Origin of the sequence: Rufibacter sediminis (assembly GCF_014269285.1) — a bacterium.
In the GTDB taxonomy this organism is placed as follows: Bacteria; Bacteroidota; Bacteroidia; order Cytophagales; family Hymenobacteraceae; genus Nibribacter; species Nibribacter sediminis.
On the sequence record NZ_JACOAF010000021.1, the window covers coordinates 63,600 to 81,856 of the forward strand.

General features: G+C 51.9%; 16 protein-coding genes. 2 read left to right on the forward strand and 14 right to left on the reverse strand.

From position 1 onward, the window contains the following. Window positions 1-97: 97 nt before the first annotated feature. From hisC to hisG, 3 genes are all read right to left on the reverse strand, one after another. The gene (gene hisC / locus H7U12_RS08580) at window positions 98-1,162 is read right to left on the reverse strand and encodes a histidinol-phosphate transaminase (protein WP_186636009.1); all 1,065 of its coding nucleotides are present in this window, start codon (window positions 1,160-1,162) and stop codon (window positions 98-100) included. Between the two features lie 268 nt (window positions 1,163-1,430). Continuing rightward, window positions 1,431-2,711 carry a histidinol dehydrogenase gene (gene hisD, locus H7U12_RS08585; protein ID WP_186636012.1) on the reverse strand — a complete coding sequence of 427 codons (1,281 nt, stop codon included), beginning with the start codon at window positions 2,709-2,711 and terminating at the stop codon, window positions 1,431-1,433. A gap of 1 nt (window position 2,712) precedes the next feature. Then, window positions 2,713-3,564 (reverse strand): ATP phosphoribosyltransferase, encoded by an 852-nt coding sequence (hisG, locus tag H7U12_RS08590; RefSeq protein WP_186636015.1) that lies wholly within the window; start codon window positions 3,562-3,564, stop codon window positions 2,713-2,715. A gap of 415 nt (window positions 3,565-3,979) precedes the next feature. Here hisG and H7U12_RS08595 point away from each other — a divergent pair, with 415 nt between their 5' ends. After that, a complete protein-coding gene (locus H7U12_RS08595; protein ID WP_186636018.1) occupies window positions 3,980-4,852 on the forward strand; it encodes a DUF2911 domain-containing protein in 873 nt (290 codons plus the stop codon). Between the two features lie 130 nt (window positions 4,853-4,982). Here the strand turns inward: H7U12_RS08595 and H7U12_RS08600 are convergent, their stop codons facing one another. The 4 genes from H7U12_RS08600 to mnmA form a co-directional block, all read right to left on the reverse strand. Beyond that, window positions 4,983-7,439, reverse strand: coding sequence for a TonB-dependent receptor (locus H7U12_RS08600; RefSeq protein ID WP_186636415.1), 2,457 nt, complete (start codon window positions 7,437-7,439; stop codon window positions 4,983-4,985). A gap of 12 nt (window positions 7,440-7,451) precedes the next feature. Then, a complete protein-coding gene (gene rpe, locus H7U12_RS08605; RefSeq protein ID WP_186636021.1) occupies window positions 7,452-8,108 on the reverse strand; it encodes a ribulose-phosphate 3-epimerase in 657 nt (218 codons plus the stop codon). A 297-nt stretch (window positions 8,109-8,405) separates the two neighbouring features. After that, on the reverse strand, window positions 8,406-9,122 hold the full coding sequence (locus tag H7U12_RS08610; RefSeq protein WP_186636024.1) for a hypothetical protein: 717 nt from the start codon (window positions 9,120-9,122) through the stop codon (window positions 8,406-8,408). Between the two features lie 16 nt (window positions 9,123-9,138). After that, a complete protein-coding gene (gene mnmA, locus H7U12_RS08615) occupies window positions 9,139-10,245 on the reverse strand; it encodes a tRNA 2-thiouridine(34) synthase MnmA (protein ID WP_186636027.1) in 1,107 nt (368 codons plus the stop codon). 283 nt (window positions 10,246-10,528) lie between these two features. On the opposite strand from mnmA, the gene trpF reads away from it, so the two are divergent. After that, complete coding sequence (trpF, locus tag H7U12_RS08620) at window positions 10,529-11,149, forward strand: phosphoribosylanthranilate isomerase (RefSeq protein ID WP_186636030.1); 621 nt, start codon at window positions 10,529-10,531, stop codon at window positions 11,147-11,149. Window positions 11,150-11,440: 291 nt separating this feature from the next. On the opposite strand, the gene trmB is transcribed toward trpF, so the two are convergent. Genes trmB through H7U12_RS08655 form a run of 7 tightly spaced genes read right to left on the reverse strand, consistent with a single transcriptional unit; the run spans window position 11,441 to window position 18,253 of the window. After that, entirely contained in the window at window positions 11,441-12,094 is a 654-nt protein-coding gene (gene trmB, locus H7U12_RS08625) for a tRNA (guanosine(46)-N7)-methyltransferase TrmB (protein WP_186636033.1), read from the reverse strand. Window positions 12,095-12,097: 3 nt separating this feature from the next. Beyond that, entirely contained in the window at window positions 12,098-13,390 is a 1,293-nt protein-coding gene (locus H7U12_RS08630; protein WP_255897478.1) for a bifunctional folylpolyglutamate synthase/dihydrofolate synthase, read from the reverse strand. A 12-nt stretch (window positions 13,391-13,402) separates the two neighbouring features. Beyond that, window positions 13,403-14,254: an energy transducer TonB gene (locus H7U12_RS08635; protein WP_186636036.1), complete on the reverse strand. Its 852-nt coding sequence runs from the start codon at window positions 14,252-14,254 to the stop codon at window positions 13,403-13,405. A gap of 3 nt (window positions 14,255-14,257) precedes the next feature. Next, window positions 14,258-14,659, reverse strand: a complete 402-nt coding sequence (locus H7U12_RS08640; RefSeq protein WP_186636039.1) for an ExbD/TolR family protein — start codon at window positions 14,657-14,659, stop codon at window positions 14,258-14,260. After that, window positions 14,659-15,366 (reverse strand): MotA/TolQ/ExbB proton channel family protein, encoded by a 708-nt coding sequence (locus H7U12_RS08645; RefSeq protein WP_186636042.1) that lies wholly within the window; start codon window positions 15,364-15,366, stop codon window positions 14,659-14,661. The genes H7U12_RS08640 and H7U12_RS08645 overlap by 1 nt, the downstream gene beginning before the upstream one ends. Before the next feature lies 1 nt (window position 15,367). Beyond that, window positions 15,368-16,576, reverse strand: a complete 1,209-nt coding sequence (locus tag H7U12_RS08650; protein ID WP_186636046.1) for an HU domain-containing protein — start codon at window positions 16,574-16,576, stop codon at window positions 15,368-15,370. A 6-nt stretch (window positions 16,577-16,582) separates the two neighbouring features. After that, window positions 16,583-18,253 carry a TonB-dependent receptor gene (locus tag H7U12_RS08655; RefSeq protein ID WP_186636049.1) on the reverse strand — a complete coding sequence of 557 codons (1,671 nt, stop codon included), beginning with the start codon at window positions 18,251-18,253 and terminating at the stop codon, window positions 16,583-16,585. Window positions 18,254-18,257: the final 4 nt, after the last annotated feature.

Below are 18,257 nucleotides of genomic sequence, written 5' to 3' on the forward strand. Positions count from 1 at the left end.
GGCTACCTGCCATCTGCGGGCCCGCGTACGGAAACTCGTACCAGTCGCTTTGGTTTGTAATTTGGGCTTGTTTTCTGAAAACAGCCTTAAAACGGCTTTAGGCTGAGTTTTGCGCCGCGTACGTCTGCAGCGCTTCCAGCAGATGGTCGTTTTCCGGGGGAGTGCCCACGGTGATGCGGACGCAATTGGCGCAGCCGGGTTGTGTGGAACGGTTTCTCACCACCACGCCGCGCTTCAGCAGATAGCCATACAAGTCATTGGCATTGGGCACCTGCACCAGCACGAAGTTCGCATCGGACGGATAGACCTTCTCCATCAGTGGAAGAGTTGCAAAGGCTTCCATCAGGCGGGTTCGTTCCTGGATGATAACGTCCAGCATATCGCCTAGTTGCGCGGTTTTATCTAAAGCTTCGCTCACGAGCTCCTGCGTCACGGCATTGATGTTGTACGGCGGCTTTATTTTGTTCAGGAACCCGATGATTTCCGGCGAGGCAAAAGCCATCCCTAAGCGCAGTCCGGCCATTCCCCAGGCTTTGGAGAGCGTCTGCAGCACCACCAGGTTGGGGAACTCGTCCAGACGGGTGCTCCAGCTAGGGGTATCAGTAAAATCAATGTACGCTTCGTCTACCACCACTAATCCGTTGAACGAGCGGATCAGCTTCTCTACGGTGTTCGGTGCCAAGCTATTGCCGGTGGGGTTGTTGGGCGAGCACAGGAACAGGATCTTGGTGCGCTCCGTCTGTTTCTCGGCTATTTTCTCGAAAACAGGCTGAAAATGCTCGTCCAGCGGAACTCGCTGAATCCCGATGTGGTGGATGTTCGCGCTCACCTCGTACATGCCGTATGTGGGTGGTAATAGCAGCACCTCATCTTTACCGGGCTCGCACACCAGTCGCACCAGCAAGTCGATGGCTTCATCGGAGCCGTTGCCGATGAAAATCTGCTCCGGCCGCACGCCTTTCAGCTTGGATAGTTTCTCCTTGATGGTTTTCTGGTACGGATCTGGGTAGCGGTTGTAGTCTACGCCCCCGGCCAGGCTGCCAAGGTTGTTCTCGTTCGCGTCAAGATAAACGCTGGCCTCGCCTTCAAACTCATCGCGCGCCGAGGAATACGGCTTCAGCGACAACAGGTGCGGGCGGATGAATGTCTGTATGGAAAACATTGTTTCTGATTGGGAGATTTGGGTATGAGGAAATCTGAAGATGATTTCTTTCCTAACTCTCTATTTTAATGTTCAACTTATCTTCAATTTATAAATCGTAAAGTCTTCACCTCTCTTTTGTCATCCTGAAAGGATCTTGTGGGCGAATTAGAAAAGCAGAAGCCAAACTCATCCACCATTTGTCACCAGGCTAAAAAGGTAGGGTTATGGCAGAAAGAGAAGTGCTAATGATCATTTTCAAATCTCCACATCTTCTAATTTCCAAATCTTAGCTCTTCCTTAACCGAATAGTCACCGCATTCTTGTGGGCGTGCAGGCCTTCGGCTTCGGCCATGAGCTCTACGGCGGGGCCGATGCGTTCTAATCCTTCGCGGGAAACCTGCTGGAACGTGATCTTCTTCACAAAACTGTCCAAAGAGACGCCGCTGTAGTTGCGGGCGTAGCCGTTGGTAGGTAACGTATGGTTAGTTCCTGAGGCATAATCACCTACCGATTCTGGGCTAAAGTGGCCCATGAAGACGGAACCGGCCTGGGTTACGAGATCGGCAAGTTCTACCGGGTTTTCTACGGACAGAATCAAGTGCTCGGGAGCGTACAGGTTAGAGAACGCCATTGCGTCTTCTAGCGAAGTTAATACCACGCCCAGGCTGTTGTTCAAGGCCTGCTGGGCTACTGTTTGGCGGGGCAGTTGGGCTATTTGCCGGGCTACAGCGGCTTGTACGTTTTGGAGCTGTTTTTCAGAATTCGTCACGAAAACGACTTGGGAATCGGGGCCGTGTTCGGCTTGCGAGAGCAAATCAGCGGCGATGAAATCCGCGTCGGCGGAGTCATCGGCGATGACCAGCACCTCAGAAGGTCCGGCGGGCATGTCAATGGCAACGCCCAATTGGGTGACCATCTGCTTCGCGGCCGTGACGTACTGGTTACCGGGGCCGAAGATCTTGTCCACTGCCGGCACTGTCTCCGTTCCGAAGGTGAGGGCCGCAATGGCCTGGGCTCCGCCCGCTTTCAGGATGCGGGTGATGCCCAGCAAATGCGCGGTGTACAGAATAGTGGCATTCACCGAGCCGTCTGCACCTGGCGGCGTAGCCAGAATGATTTCCCGGCAACCGGCAATCTGGGCCGGAATGCCCAACATGAGCAGCGTGGAAAACAAAGGCGCGGAACCACCCGGAATGTAGAGACCTACTTTCTGGATCGCGACGGATTTGCGCCAGCAATTTACTCCGGCCATGGTTTCAACCGGCTGCACCACTTCGCGCTGCGCTTCATGAAACCGCTTTATGTTATTGTAAGCTAATTGAATAGCTGACTTCAGCTCTTCTGACACTTGCGGCAAGGCGGCGGTAATCTCTTCTTCAGAGACCCACACATTCTTAAGCTCAGCTTTGTCAAATTTAGCGGCAAGATCTACCAAAGCGGCATCACCGCGTTGCTGAACCAGGTCAAACGTTTGCTGCACCCCGGCCCGCAGCTGGTCCAGTTTCTGGACCGGCCGTTGGGTGAGCGCCGCCCATTCAGAGGCGTTAGGATAAAGATACGTTCTCATTTTAGCCAATCATCTTTTCAATAGGAACCACCAGAATACCCTCGGCACCGGCTTCTTTCAGCTTCTGGATGATGTCCCAGAAATCGTCTTCGTTCACCACTGAGTGCAGGGAACTCCAGCCTTCCTCGGCCAGCGGAATGATGGTGGGCGATTTGATGCCGGGCAACAAAGGCTTGATCTGCGGAATAGCTGAATTTGGCGCGTTCAACACAACGTACTTAGATTTCTGGGCTTTCTGCACGGCTTCCATCCGAAACAACAGCTGCTGGAGCAAACGGTTTTTCTCCTGGTCCAGGTTTTGGTTCGCGATCAGGACGGCTTCCGATTTGAACACGGTTTCCACCTCGCGCAGGCCGTTGCTGATAAGCGTAGAGCCAGAGGAAACAATGTCACACACGGCATCGGCGAGGCCAATGCTGGGGGCAATCTCCACGGAGCCGCTGATGGTATGGATATCGGCTTCTACGCCTTTGGAGGTGAGGAATTCCTGAAGCAGGTTGGGGTAAGAAGTGGCGATGCTTTTGCCTTGCAGGGTGGTGACATCGTGGTACTCGGCTCCCTTGGAAACCGCCAGGGACAGACGGCATTTGCTGAAGCCAAGGTTCTTAACTGACAACTGCTGCAGCCCTTCCTCCACCAACACATTCTGGCCCACAATGCCAATATCAGCCACGCCGTCGGCTACGTAGCCGGGAATGTCGTCGTCGCGCAGGAACAGGATTTCAAGGGGGAAGTTGGTGGCCTCGGTCTTCAGTTTGGAAGTGGTGCTGATAAACGAGATGCCGCACTCGCGGATCAGTTTCAAAGAGTCCTCAGAAAGGCGCCCGGATTTCTGGATGGCTAACCGGATCATAGATGTAGGGTTGCTTTAGAAAGCGTGAAATGAAAAACAAAGATAGTAGCGAATCGCTGATCTCTAGGAGTAGCGACGGCTTAAATGGGGCCCAGCCCCGAACGGACGATATGATGCTATGATTCCTCCTAGGAGGAATGATGGAAAAGATGGCAATGCACCCCGTGCACCGCGGTTGCGGCGTTGGAAAGGGAAATATTTTTATAGGTGCTGCTCATAATGTGAACCAAAGGTAGTACGTTCTCCTCAATAACAAATAAGAACGGCACTTTTTTTGATTTGTTTTCTTCTGAATATAAGGCGAAATTTGCATATTATAATAAAAACAAGGAAAAAGCATATTTAATCTTTTTTCTCCCGCAAATGACCCAATTATTCAGGTAAACTGTTCTTCTGTTTCAAGCCGTAACCCATTATGACTAAATACTTAATACCGGTTCTCTTCCTATTCCTCTCCGTATCGAGCTATGCCCAAACCTTGTTGAAATTGCCGCAGGTTAGTTCCAGAGCTAACCTCACCTACACCATAGGAGTCACCAATATTACCCTCAACTACGGCGCGCCGGGCGTTAAGAACCGCGAGGTTTGGGGCAAGCTGGTGCCTTACGGGAAAGTTTGGCGGGCCGGGGCCAATGAAGCCACCACCATCAGGTTCAGCACCGATGTCCGTATTTCGCAGGAGAACATCCCGGCCGGCACCTACACGCTGTACGTCTTGCCCGTCGATTCCAGCAACTGGACCTTTATCCTGAGCAAGCAGAAAGGCCTCTGGGGCACCGACGGATATGACCAAAAGCAAGACCAGGTGCGGATTCCCTACAGCCCTAAATCCTCTTCTTTCCACGAAACGCTGCAGTATTCCATGCAGGACCTTACCCCTACCAGCGGACGGCTGGTACTGCACTGGGCCGATAAAAAGCTGGAAGTTCCCATTAGAGTGGAGTCGCATAGCCAAACCATGAAATTGATCAAAGACTCGCTTTCCATTGCCAAACCCAATGATTGGAACGTGCTCGCCCAAGCCGTCAATTACCTGATCCAACAGAACCTGGACCATGAGCAGGCCCTGCAATGGGTCAACAAATCCATTAAGATTGAGGAGAACTTCTATAACACCTGGTTGAAAGCCAAACTGCTGGCTCAGAAAAATGAGTACTCAGAAGCCTTGGAACTGAACAAGAAAGCGCAACGGCTGGGCAAACAAGCCAAAGAATCCTATGAACCATACGCGGCCGAAATTGAAGACGCCGCCGTGCTCTGGAAGGAAAAGCGTTTTGCGGTCAATTAAGGCAAAACAGCCCTAAAACATAACCAGCGATGCCACCCAATACGGGTGGCATCGCTGGTTATAAGGGAGTGATGAGGAAAAGATGGCTGCTTATAGCGTCAGGTGTTGCGGCATGTTTTAAGCCTGTTTTCTATAATCGGGCAATAAAACGCAGGTTGATCAGTCTACCGGTCAGGTAATTGGGAACGGCGTAGGTGACGCTATTCAGGTCCCTGACGTAATTATAGGAAATCACGTTGTTGGCGGCAATTAGGTTCAGGACCTCTAGGCTAAGCCACAGGCTTTTCAGGCTCAGTTTATCAGCGTTCTCCGTTCCTCTGATGGTAATCAGTTTGGAGAAACCAATGTCTACCCGCTTGTAGGAAGGTCCGGGAAAACCACTCCGCAGGCTGAGGTTTCCTGGCGGGCTAAACGGCAGCCCCGTGCTGAACACCATGTTCAGGTACATGCGCAAGGTGGGGTTGTTGGGTAGATGGTCCTGAAAGTACACCCCAAAGTTCAGCAACTGATCAGTTGGTCGCCGGATATAGCTGCGGGCTTCTTTTTTAAGTACCTGGCCGGTTTCAAGATCTCGGGTGATGGTGGAGTCGCCGGTCAGGTTCTCTCTGGTTCTTAGAAAGCCCAAACTGAACCAGGACTCTTCGCCCTTGATAAACTCCCCGTTCACCCGCACATCAATCCCGGCGGCATAAGCGGTGGCGTTCACCTGGGGCAGGTACCGGATGCGCATGTTGTCCTGATCATACGGAATTACCGAAGGCAGGTATTTGTAGTAGCCCTCGGCAGTCAGCTTAAAAGGTCTTCCCCATTTCTTGAACCGATACTCAGAGCCAGTGATGAAATGCCAGGATTGCTGGTTGTTGAGGTCAGTCACCAAATTGCCTTGAGTGGTGCGCAACTCACGGTAGATGGGTGCCTGCACGTACAAACCGGTAGCCAGTTTGAAAGACCAATCCGGCAGACGCGGTAACTGAACCGCATACTGCACCCGCGGGCTCACCGAGAGCTGCTTGTTCACGGACCAGTAATGAAACCGAACTCCGTACGTCAGGGTCTTGAGGCTGTCTAAGTTCCACTGGTGCTGCGCGAAGCCCTGGTACCGCTTGGAGGAAAGGTTCTGCTGGCTCTGGAGGCTGGAAAGGTCATACACGTAATCAGACGAGTCCTGAAAGGAGTATTCATTCAGCACGTCCCGGATGTCTTCCTGACTGCCTTTGATTCCGGCGCTGAACTGGTGTCTGGAAGATGGGGTCCAGGTGGTTCTGAACTCCAGGGTTTGCAGCGCCGCCCGCAGCCGGTTTCTGGAATACTCGTACCTCGTACCTACCCCGCGCTCTCCGGCGCAACGGTTGAACGGTGATACGCCCGGCGTGGGCAAAACATCACAGAACCGGTACCCTGATTCCAGATCTCTGAACTCCCGTTCCTGGCTGTAAAGACCCGAGTAGATCAATTCGGTGTTGACGTAAGGGGTAAAGGCATGCTGCAGCCGGAGGCCTCCCTGGTAGGTGGTGTAGCGCATCTGCTCCTGTCCGTCATACCCTACCAAAAGGCGCATCATCTGAAATTGGTTTCCAAACGTGGTTTCGCGGGTTTCCGGACGTACCTGGTAATTGTTTCGGGCGATGTTGCCTAAGAAGCTGAGTTGGGTTCTGGGCTCCAGACCGGCGGCTCGGTGCTCCTTCGGAGATAAGTCATAGGTGAGGTACGTCTGGATGTCAGAGAACTTCGGGCGGTAGTCGCCCTCTACCTCCAGGCTATTCAGGACGTACGCCGCCGATTTATAACGAGCGCCCAGCAGGTAGCCAAACCGTCCTTTCGCTCCGGTGCCTTCGGTGTGGACTGATCCACCGGTGAGGCTTCCAGAGACTGTGGCAGCAAATTTGGTGGGCGTTCTATATTGGATATCCAGCACCGAGGACAACTTATCGCCGTATTTTGGCTGCCAGCCACCTGAGGAGAACGTGACATCCTCCACCAGATCTGGGTTCACAAAGCTAAGGCCCTCCTGCTGTCCGCTGATGTTCAGGAACGGCCGGTACACCTCAATTCCGTTTACATACACCAGGTTCTCGTCAAAACTACCGCCCCGAACCGAGTAGCTGGACGAGAGTTCGTTGTTGCTGGTCACCCCCGGTAGCGTGAGCAGAATCTTGTTGAATTCCTGAAAAGGCGATGGCAAAGTCTGGGTCAGGCGCGGGTCCAACCGGGTGATGCTCACCTGCTCGCGGGTGTCATCGCTGCTTTTCCCTCTGATGCGTACCTCCGTGAGCTGGCTGTTCTCTTCCTGCAGTTCAACGGTCACAAACCGGGTCTCATTGGGCAGCAACTGAACTTCCTCGCGCTGCGTCTGGTAGCCTATGTAGCTTACAACTAATATGTAACGGGTATTTGGCTCAACTTTCAGATTAAATCTGCCGCGCGGGTCTGAAGCCGCCGAAATGCCTTTGTCCTGCAAGGTGATGGTGGCACCAACCAAGGGCTTTTGACCGGCGTCCTGCACCACTCCCTGCAAATACGCTTGTTGCGCCCTGGCTGAGAAACTCAACAAGAGAAGCAAAACTCCACCCCACAGACCAGTACGCATGCTCATTCGCCTTTAAAAGGAAAGTTGTTTCAGATCTGAAATGGTTTGCACCGGATTTGGGGAATTGAACACGAAAGAACCCGCCACCAGCACATCGGCACCCGCTGACAGCAGCAAAGGCGCATTCTCCAGGTTCACGCCCCCGTCAATCTCAATGAGGCAAGCCGATCCTTTCTCCTGAATCATTGTTTTCAGTTCCTTGATCTTCTGGTACGTGTGCGGAATGAACTTCTGCCCCCCAAACCCTGGATTCACCGACATGAGGCAAACCACGTCAATGTCCTGGATTACCTCAGACAGAAAAGAAACGGGCGTATGCGGATTCAGAGCCACGCCTGCTTTGGCGCCGCAGGCTTTGATCTGCTGGAGCGTGCGGTGCAGGTGCGGGCATGCTTCGTAATGCACGGTGATGATCTCGGCCCCGCCCGCTCTGAACTGTTCAATGTACAACTCGGGGTGTTCAATCATCAGGTGGACATCCAGCGGCTTTTGGGCTACCTTCTGAATGGCGTGGAGCACGGGAAACCCGAAGGAGATATTCGGCACGAAACGGCCATCCATCACATCCACGTGAATCCAATCCGTGGCGCTTTGGTTCAGCATCTCAATAGCATGGTCTAACTGACCGAAATTGGCGGCCAGCACCGAAGGGGCAATCAAATGAGGCATAAGGTTATTTTTTCTTACACAAAGCAACGCTTTCTGACCGCAAAAAACAATTAGATGTGCTGCTCAGAAGCTTAGCCACTTGAAGGAACGCTGTTTTAAGGCCCTTTTGCTGAAAATAGCCTTAAAACGCAGTGCAGTTCTTTTCACAGAAAGCGATGAAAATTGCCTTAGCAAGAACTAACGTAACCTACCAACCTTATCAGCTGTGTTTAAAGGGTGATTTCCAGAAAGTAGCCCTAAAACAAAGCCTCGTTATAAGAGCTATAACGAGGCCTTGCTGTTCATCTTGACGGATGCTTATTCCATTTTGCCGGAGCTTTCCAGGACTTCCAGTTTATCGGTACCGTTCACGATGTACTCTTCGCCGTACGGGCACTGCTCACCGGTAGAGTCATCACAGTAGAAGTAATGCTTGTCAGTCCGGTTCACCGGACCTTTCCCGGCGGCGTACACTTCATATTTCTCCTGGTACTCCAATTGGGTATCGGTATCTCCCTGCAGCAAAGTGACGGTGTTGTCATAGGTGTTTCCAGCCTCGGTGAAGATACTGCCTAAGTCAGCGTAGGTATAGTACACCGGCTTGTCGTGGTCTTCGTTCCGGAACGCATTGGATATAAAGGAATTGCCATTCTTCACAGGGAAGATCATCTGCACCGTGGTCTGGTTGTTTTCCTGAATCCGGAGATCAGAAGAAGACATGGAGATCAGCTTCACGCCGCTGACCATCCAGGCATCGCTGGCCGTATTCCTACGACTGATCTGCACCCGGTACCACTCCCGGCCGGTTTGGTCGGTCACGGTGGCGTCAATCCACTCGCGCTTCTGGTACGTGGAGGTCTGACTGATGGCGTCCCGGACGTACTTGTTCTCTGTGACGTTGAAGATCCAGTAATTGCCAATGGCCAGCGGATAGTACTGGTAACCGAAGCGTTCTGCGTCACGGGTGATTTCATCGTCTCCGCAGGAAGAAAGCAGGCTGGTCAACAGGACCACAAAGAGCAAGATTCGTTTCATATGAGTTGAGTAGTTCTTAGTCTACAAGAAAGCTGGTTTCAATCCAGCCACCGCCAATCACGTCGTCTCCCTCGTAGAAAACGGCGGCTTGGCCCGGGGCAATGGCATTTACGCCCGCATGGAACTTCACCAGCATTTTATCGCCTACCTGTTCAATGGTGGCGGCGGTGCCGGGGTCGTTATAGCGTACTTTGGTGATGGTCTCGGTGGGCAGACCCAGCAGGTTCTCGTATTTGACCATGCTCAGTTTGCCTACGTTCATGCCGTTCTTAGCCAACTGCTCGTAATTGCCCAGCACTACCCTATTCGTTTCTTTCTCGATGCGGGTTACAAACGCGGGATACCCAAGTGCCACTCCCAATCCTTTCCGCTGCCCGATGGTGTAAAAAGGGTAGCCTTCGTGCTTGCCAACCACGGTGCCGTCTTCCAGCACAAACTCGCCACCGGCTACTTCGGCCTGCAAGGTGGGTACTCTCCTTTTCAGGAATCCGCGGTAATCGTTGTCCGGAATAAAGCAGATTTCATACGACTCGGCTTTCTTCACCAGCGCATCGAACCCGCGGTCCATAGCCATTTGCCGGATCTCGGTTTTATGCAGTTGCCCCAACGGGAAAATGGTGCGGCTCAGGCTTTCCTGCGAGATTCCCCAAAGTGCGTACGACTGGTCTTTGTTATGGTCTTTCCCTTTGGAGATGACAAAACGGCCATTCTCCTCCCGGATGTTGGCGTAGTGCCCGGTCGCAATGAAATCACAGCCCAGCTTATCGGCGCGGCGCAGCAAGGCATCCCATTTAATGTGGGTGTTGCACAGCACGCAAGGGTTAGGCGTACGTCCGGCAATGTATTCATCGGTGAAATGGTTGATCACGTAATCGCCGAATTCCTCCCGGATGTCAATGATGTAGTGCGGGAAACCCAACTGCACCGCAATGTCACGGGCATCGTTGATGGAGTCCAGGCTGCAGCAGCCGGTTTCCTTTTTGCTTCCCCCGGAACTGGAGTAGTCCCAGGTTTTCATGGTCATGCCCACTACTTCGTATCCCTGCTCGTGCAGCAGCACCGCTGCCACGGAGGAATCAATTCCGCCACTCATAGCGACTAATACTCTTCCTTTTGAACTCATTTTTTTCTTAGATGAAACGGGATTCACAGTCCCGCCGAAAAACAATGCTGCAAATATAGTGATTTTAACGCGTTCTGCCTGCTTCTGTCTTTCAGGCACTTACCGGGTTGTACTTTCCCAAACCCTGTCTCGCTAAAATAAGTTTAACAGAAGCACAGCAATAGTTTAGCGCTGGAAAAGCCACTTTTAACGAATTCCTGTAGGCTTGAAAACCGAAACGCATTACTTTTGGCGTTAGAACCGGTCTTAAAACGCCTGTTCTTCTAAAACAAGCAACAAAGCGATGGCACTAAATACAATAGTTCTGGTGAACCAGATCACCAATTTAAGCGATGCCCGGTACTGCGCCGGCATGGGCGTGGAGATGCTGGGCTTTTCCCTGCAGCCGGGCCAACCGCAGCACCTTACCCCTGCCGCCTTCAAGGAAATTTCGGGCTGGGTATCCGGGGTGAAACTGGTGGGCGAAGTAACCAATATGCCCGTTCAGGAACTAGAGGAGCTCCTGCTCGACTATAAAGTAGACATGCTGCAGTTGAACAGCCTCTACTTCATTGAGGAAATGGACGATCTGCCCCTGCCCATCATTCTGCGGGTGCTCATTGACAAAGACACCGTTGAGGAAAACCTCCTGAACACCCTGGAGACCTACCAACAGCACGTAGAGTATTTCCTGATTGACTCAGAGGACTTTTCCTTCATAGACGATACTAACCTGCGTTTCCTGCGCGATATTTCCAAAAAGTACCCCATTCTGCTGGGCTTCGGACTGACCAAAGAAAATACCCGCCAAGCCCTGGACAAAATCCAACCGGCCGGCATCGCCCTCAAAGGCGGCCAGGAAATCCGCCCCGGCTTCAAGAACTTTGACGAACTGGAGGAGATTTTCGAGCAACTGGAAGATTAGGGTAATGTGCTTATTTTTGGATTTGGAAATTTGAAGATGTGGAGATGTGGCGATGAAAGGATGTGCTAAAGTGCTAATTTTAGAAGTAGAGCACTTTTAATAGCTAGTCAGCCATTCATCAATTAGATCTTTAACCTGTCATTAAAAGAGAAATCCCTTTTGGGGATGTTTTTGAAAAACATCCCCAAAAGGGATTTCTCTTTTAAGCTAGTTGATAAGTAGGAATTCGCACGCTTTCTTATATCTGCACATCTTCAAATTTCCAAATCCTCAAATCCAAAAATTAGCACATTAAACCGAGTACTGGAGGTACTTGATGGGAACGCCTAGGTCCAGGTACTTCTTCTCGAAGGTGGTGTAGATGCCCATGGTGTGCTCCTGGAGATCAGATTCGTAGAGATCTTTCGTGTAGAGCAAGTTAGCGGCGTTTCGCTCCTGTAACACTTCCAGGGAATAGTCAAAGAGAAGCTCGCTGTCGGTTTTCAGGTGGAGTTTGCCGCCGGGTTTGAGGATGCGTTCGTACATTTCCAGAAAGCGCGGGGAAGTGAGTCGGCGTTTGATGTCCCGCTTGCGGGGCTGCGGGTCCGGGAACGTAATCCAGATCTCGTCTACCTCCTGCGCCCCGAAGTGCTGGTCCAGGTTCTCCAGGAAAATGCGCAGAAAACCCACGTTATACAAACCGGCTTCCTCGGCCAGCGTACTTCCCTTCCAGATCCGGTTGCCTTTGATGTCAATCCCGAGGAAATTTTTGTCGGGGTGCCGTTGTGCCATTCCTACGGTGTACTCACCTTTGCCACACCCCACTTCCAGCACCAACGGTTGCTCCTTCAGGAAGAAGTCTTTGTTCCAGCACCCCTTCAGTTTCTCAAAATTCTCTTTTCCCGGTTCCACCACGTTAGCCCGGGTGGCGTTTACCGCAAATTTTTCTAGTTTACCTCTGCCCATTAATTATAGATCGGCTATTTCTGCCACCACAAAGGTACTACCGCCAATGAATATTACCTCATCTTCCTGGGCAAAAGCTTTGGCGGCCAGAAGAGCATCTTCCACAGTGGGGTAAGCCGCCCCTTTCAGGCCGGCAAACTGCGCCTCTTCCCAAAGCTTGTGCACAGGTAAAGCCCTCGGGATTTGCGCTTCACAGAAATAATACCGGTAGCTCACCGGCAAAAGACGCAGCACGCTTTGAATGTCTTTGTCGTTAACCGCCCCGAATACGAAATGCACCTGTTTCGGCTGCATGGCCAGTAGTTGCAGAATGACCTCCCGCAGCCCGTCTACATTGTGACCGGTATCACAGATCATCAACGGCTGATGTCCTAAAATTTGCCATCTCCCCTTTAAACCGGTAAGTCCCTGCACGTCCCGCAAACCCGCCCTGAGTTGGTCCTCCGAGATCTGGTACCCTTGCTGGTTCAACTGATCTACCGTAGCCAGCACGCCGGGTAAATTGAACCGCTGGTAGCTGCCCAGCAGTGAAAGTTCCAGTTGATCCAGATACACGGTATCACCTTTGTACACAGTATAATATGATGATAATCCGGAGGCTTGCAGAAACTCTACTTTGTAGGCTTGCTCCGCGAAGATGAGCAGGCTTTCCGTTTCAAGGCTCTTTTGCTCAAAGATGCCCGAAACTGATTCCTGGGTTCTGCTGATCACCGCCGGCACCCCTGGTTTTATGATGCCCGCTTTCTCGGCCGCAATCTCCTGCACAGTGTTTCCCAGCAAGGCCTGATGGTCTAAGCCGATGTTGGTGATCAGGGAAACCAGTGGGGTGATGATGTTGGTGGAGTCAAGCCGACCGCCCAAACCTACTTCAATAATGGCAATGTCTATCTGCTCTTCCACAAAGTAGTCAAAGGCCAAAGCCACTGTCATCTCGAAGAACGAGGGTTTCACCTCCTCAAATAAGGTCTGGTGCTGCTGGGTGAACGAAGCAACTTTCTCCCGGGAGATCATCTCACCGTTCACCCGGATGCGCTCGGTGAACTCCTTCAGGTGCGGCGACGTGTACAGCCCTGTTTTGTAGCCCGCCGCCTGCAAGATGGCCGCCAGCATGGAGGAAGAGCTTCCCTTGCCGTTGGTGCCGCCTACGTGCACGGTTTTGAACTTGTGCTGCGGATTGTCTAGGGCCGCAGTTAACGCCAGAATGTTGTCCAGGCTCTTCTTAAAAGCAGCGTTGCCGATGCGGTGAAACATCGGCAACTGCTGGTATAGGTAATCTAAGGCTTGTTCGTACGTCACGAAGGTCGTCTTTTAATTGGCTCTGATAATAAAGGTGATGGTTCCGGTAGCACCCGCACTGGAGGCCGCGGAGTTGGTTCGGCTGAAAGAGGTCTTTCTTACTTCGTTCTTGTACCAGTTCACTACTTGCGGACTCACGTTGCTTTCCACTACTTCCAGGTTCACCAGTTCGCCGTCGGCGTCAATTTTAATCCGGAAGACAACCCGGCCGCTTTCATTGTCATACGGGTCAGGTCTCGGGGCGATGTCATAGCGCCAGCCGGGCATGTTCAAGGAACCACCGCCGCTCCCTCCTTTGCCATTCGATTTACCGGGATAAATACCGGCCGGATTTCCCTTATCGCCCACGGTGCCTTCGTCTCCGTTGTTGTTTCCGGTAGGCCGATTGCTGCTTCCGGCGGTTCCGTTCCCGGCACCGTCTTTGGCTTTACCCGTCATCAGGGCGCGGGTGTCTACTTTTTTGACAACTTCTTTGGGCTGTTCTTCTACCTTAGGTTTAGGCTCTTCTTTCACACTCACCGGAGATTCCATGGTGGTTGTCACCACCTTCTCGGCTTTGGTGACTTCTACGGGCTGCGGTTGGGGCTGTGGTGTTGGCGTCACTTTAGGCGCTTTGGCCGCCGGCTTGCTGTCCTCCGTGTTAGTAGAGGGGTTTGGCTCCGCTTTGCTATGCACATCGCCACTGCCGGTCTCTGTAGTTCCGAAAGACATTTCAATGCCCCCCAATTGGTCTAAGGGTGGATCAGGAGCCCGCCACGCCAGCATGTAGAAAAGAAACAGCAACAACAGCACATGAACCACCAGGCTCACGCCCATGGCAATGCGTTTGTTCTTTTCTTCTTCTTGTCTGTTTACGGCAATCATTCCTTATTCAGTTGGTACCGTAGCAATGGAGATCTTGGCTTTCAGGTCGCTGGCAATGCCGCCCACTTTCACCAGATATTCCACGGGTACAGTCTTGTCTACGTTTAAAATCACCACCCGTTCGCCTTCTTCCGCTCCGCCCAACGCCTGCTCCAGGTCCGTGCTCATGGTTTCCAGGGTTGTTTCTTTGTCATTCACCAAATACTTCAGGTCAGCGGTAATGGTCACACTTACCTTTTGCATCACAATCCCTCCTTTGGAGCTGGAGGGCAGGTTCACTGGTAAGGCCGTGGGGGTTACAAAGCTGGAGGTGAGCATGAAGAAGATCAGCAACAAGAAGATAATGTCCGTCATGGAGGACATGTTGAATTCCGGGTTGATCTTATTTTTTGAACGTAAATTCATTAGGCTTGCGGCTCCTGTAAAAGGTCAATAAACTCAATGGAACTGTGTTCCATGTCATGCACGATGCTGTCAATCTTAGACACCAGGAAGTTGTATCCCACGTACGCAGGCAGACCAATAATCAGGCCAGTTGCTGTGGTTACCATAGCTTCATAAATACCGCTGGACAGCAACTTGGGACTGATGGTTCCTTCGGCCTGTGCAATGGCGATGAAGGCGCCAATCATCCCCGTCACTGTTCCCAGGAAGCCCAGCATGGGAGCCGCACCGGCAACGGTAGCCAGGCCAGAAAGGCCTTTCTCTAAACGGGCAATCTCAATTTTACCTACGTTCTCAATAGAAGCCTCAATGCTCTTCAAAGGCTGCCCGATACGGGAGATTCCTTTTTCCAGCATGCGCGAGATGGGTGAATTTGTTTGGGCACATAACATGCGGGCTCCTTGTACATCACCGGCCAACACTAAGCTTTTCAACCTTCCAATAAAACCAGCGGGATTCTGCGAGGCCTTTTTAATGGTAAGATACCGTTCCACAAAGATGTAGATGGCGACCAATGACAGCAGGATGAGCGGAATCATGGCCCATCCGCCCGCCATAGCTAAGTCTAATAAGGAGACGGTTTCTTGGGTGGCTTCTGCCCCGGGAGTGGCGGCGGCAGTGGTGTCTACAGGTGCTGAAGTGGTAATCTGGAGCAGAAAAGCGTTCATGTTAATAGTTATATACCCAAAGTTCATTGCTGATTTTTGCGCGCAACGCCGGTAGAGCTGCGAAGGCATCGGTTTCAGAAGCAAAATCCGCTACTGAGACCCGTTGCCGTTTGGTGTCATAGATGGAGGTGATGATCTTAGCGGTAAATCCTTTTTTCTGAAGCCGCTTCTGGTTCATGACCGCATAGCCATTAGAGGCATCAAATACGCCCATGATGATGTAGAAACGCCCGGTCTTCCGTTTGATTGTGGAAGATTCTGCCTCTGGAGCTTTTTCTTCTGCCTTCACGGTTACTGGCTTATCGGCTTTAGCCAAGGCTTTTTCCTTTACCACTGGGGCAGCGGCTACTGGAGCTTCTTCTTTGTCTTCAAGTGATACTTCAGGTGCGCTACTAGCTTCTGGTTCCGTTTTGGGGCTAGTTTTCGGAAAAGCGGCTAAAAGCGAATCCTCAGCGGCAAGTTCTGCTTCCAGAGAAGGCTCCACCGGCAGAGCGGACTTGTATTGCTCCGTTAATTGGGCTTGCTCAAAGGCATCTACATCAGGCGTCTCCGGGGTTGCCTCAGGGGACGAAGTAGTCGTTTCAGTTCCGGTCAGCAAGGTCACCGGATTTAGGGAGCTCAGCGCCATGTCGCCTTGCAGAGACAGCAGGTAAATGGTAGCCACGGAAACACAGCCAATCACCAGACCGGCCCCCACGCGGTATAGCTTGCGGAACTTGCTGCCCACTTTTTTGCCATCAGTGGCCTGCGCTGCCTGATCCTGGTATTTGCCTCGCAGGATCAAGGTTTCTTTACCGGCGATGGGTTTCGCCACCAGTTCCGGTAACCCGAAAGCCTGTTCCAGGAAGTTGTCGTTCTCCAGGTTCTCAAAGACCAGCTTGTGCTCGGCGTTATAGCGGAACACCCCCACGTCCTGCAATTCAAAGCGGTGCTGGGTTCTTAGCTGCTCTTTCAATTCCACCACAAACTCGGCCACGGCCAGCTGGGCCTGCGGCATGGGCCACTTTTGTTTCTGCGCCAAGGTGGAGATCAGCAACCCGTCATTCGCCTTCAGTTGCTCATTGAAGGCAATCCGTTTGGAAGGCGGCGAGAACATATGTTTCACCGGGTGGATTTTGGCAGGCACATAGTGCGTGATCAATCCCCCAAAGTTGGGGATGATCACGCAGTCATAGGCGTACAGCAGTGATTTTATGTGGCTTTGAACCATAGTAGCTTAGAAGGAATAGGTCACCCCACCCAGAACCGAAATCCCTTGGGTAGGATAATTCACAAAACGTTCGTACTTGCTGCCCAGGAGATTGTTCCCCATCAGAAACGCCGAGAACCGTGGCGAAAAGCGGTAGTCGCCTTTCAGGTTAAGGTCAACGATGGTATCAGTCTCGCGCAGCAATTTCGTACCATCTGTACGGGTTATTTCCCCGAACGAACTGCTAATATAGTAAAGTTCACTGTTCAAGAGAATCTTGTCTGAAAGATTATAGGTTGCAAAAGCCGTCGCTTTCATGTCGGGACGGTGAAAAGGCTCTCTGAGTGAGGTAGTTGTATACTTGTTGCTTTCTGCCTTCACCCCTAACCTTAAATCTTCTGACTGGTTAAAGGTCAACTGCCCGAAGAACTGGAACACCTTGGTGACCCCGTTGTCATACAGCAGGTCAAATTTGGTGGAATCTGCTACCGAGTTGTTGAAGAAGTACAGGTTGCGGTAATTCTGCAGCGCCAGACGACCGGTGAACTGCACATACTTGCTGATGCTGCCGTTCACCCCGCCATAGATTTCTAGACTCCTGTTCACGTCGGCCACCTGCAGGTTCTGGTTTACAAAAGGATTTTCTTTGCTGATGGAGTACAGCGTAGAACGCTCCAGATCGCCGCCTGCTCCTACAAACAAGGAAAGCTTGTTCTGAACTACCTGGTAATTCGCCTCCAGAGCTGGATAGAGGTTGAATTTACGGGCATCATTGATGGTGTCTCCGGTATAGGCAATGGTAGCGCCCAGAATCAGACCCAGACGATCCATCTGCAAGGCGTACGCAGGCCGAACTTTGAAGAAACCACGTCCATAGGTTTCGGCATCTTTCTGGTTCGTATACGCCAGATCCAGATCTACTAATACTTTGGAGACATCGCTAAGGCTGTAGTTGGTTTCTACCCGGCCAAAGAGATGGGTTTCCTTGGCGCTGTAGTTGTCGCCGGTGTGGGTCAGGCCTACTTTGCCATCGAAATGGAAAGGGGTTTTCAGGTCATTGAGGTTGTTCAAGTGCCCCTCCACCAAAAAGCGGTTATATACCTGTTTTATATCGCTTTTATCAACTTCGGCTACGTTCTTACCGCCGTAGAAATAATTCTGGTCACGCTCATACCGTACCCGGCCTCCCACCGTGATGGGACCGGAATACAGATCGCCATTGGCCTGCACGTAACTGCTCGCGGAGCCGGAGTTTTCAATCGGGCCCATAGAAGAAGACAGATGCCCTACCTGCGCCCCGAACGAAGATTTATCGCTCCGCTTGTTATGGAAGTAGCCTTTGGCGTAAACCGTCCCATAATTGCCGATGCCTCCTTTCACGTAATTTCCATAGAGCTTGGAGAGTTCCTCCTGCTGGATGGTCAGCACCTTCATGGGTAGGTTGATGTAATGCTCCGGCAGACGGTACTCATTGAAACGGTACGTCACCTTGCGGTCACCCAACGCGGGCGGCTGAATGAGAAACTTCTGAAAATTTCGGTTGGCCTCTGGCAGCTCCAGCACCCGGTTCTTTTCAACGACAATCTCTGTGCTTTCCAGTTTGTTGCCTTCTCCCCAACCCGTCTGGGCCTGAGCGGCCGGAAGTAAACCTAACAGAAAGAGAGCAGAGACACCTGCCCATTTTTTAGTATATCTCATGGTC